At 48.5% G+C, this 855-nt stretch carries 1 pseudogene; it reads left to right on the top strand.

Going from position 1 to position 855, the window contains the following annotated elements:
• Positions 1–612 precede the first annotated feature (612 nt).
• Positions 613–855: pseudogene (locus AS151_RS23310) on the top strand (RNA-guided endonuclease TnpB family protein); the annotation flags it as partial.

Genomic DNA, 855 nt, shown 5'->3' with positions numbered 1-855 from the left:
GCGTTGACAGGCAATTTTCGGGATTTGAGCCCATCTTGGCGTTCTCTCAGCCCATCATTGCCAACTTGCCGACAGATTTCCCACCACGACTCTACCTTTGAGCCTGGCGGCATGTCGGCTTGAGGGGAGAATTCGTAGCTGAGAGGCAACATGATGTACGAAAATAGATTAAAAAATTTTCGCCTGCTTTTTTAGATTGTAGACCTCAATTTGATTTTAACGGCGGCGACCGCCGCACGGGTCGCTTTTTATCTTTGCGCGTAAAAAGTCAGGGCTTTCAAGCTCCCGATTCATGCGGTAAAGTCTCGTTCTATATAGTGTGGGCGCAGTTGCAATTTCCCATGCCTGGTAGGCACGATACGTTGAATAGGTCGGGAGCTTGATAGCCCTGCTGCTTTAGCGCGGGGTGGAAAAGCGACTCGTGCGGCTTTAGCCGCCGTCAGCTTCCTTAATCCTGTCTATCCAATCTTCGATTAGTTGAGTCATCGTTTTGCGCTTCTGCTTGGCAACCCGTCTCAGTTTCTCAAGTCGTCCTGCCTCAATCCTGACACTTAATCTTAATTTCATGGGACTGGCTACCCACTGGCTACCTCAATAGGCTATTATAATAGCATGAAGACGCTCAAGTTCAAGCTGTACAACCACAAGCGAAATCGTCACCTGAAGTGCATCGTTAATGCCTCGGGAACGATTTACAACCACTGTATTGCGTTGCATCGTCGGTACTATCGGATGTGGGGCAAACACTTGAACTGCTCCAAGCTCCAGAAGCATATTGCTAAGCTCAGAAAACGTAATCCTTCCTGGAAAACCGTTGACGCTCAAGCAGTGCAAGACATCTGTCAGCGTATCGAA

Origin of the sequence: Geitlerinema sp. PCC 9228, from assembly GCF_001870905.1 — a bacterium.
GTDB lineage: Bacteria > Cyanobacteriota > Cyanobacteriia > Cyanobacteriales > PCC-9228 > PCC-9228.
The sequence above is the reverse complement of the archived record's forward strand: the minus strand, read 5'-3'. Positions and strand labels throughout refer to the sequence as shown.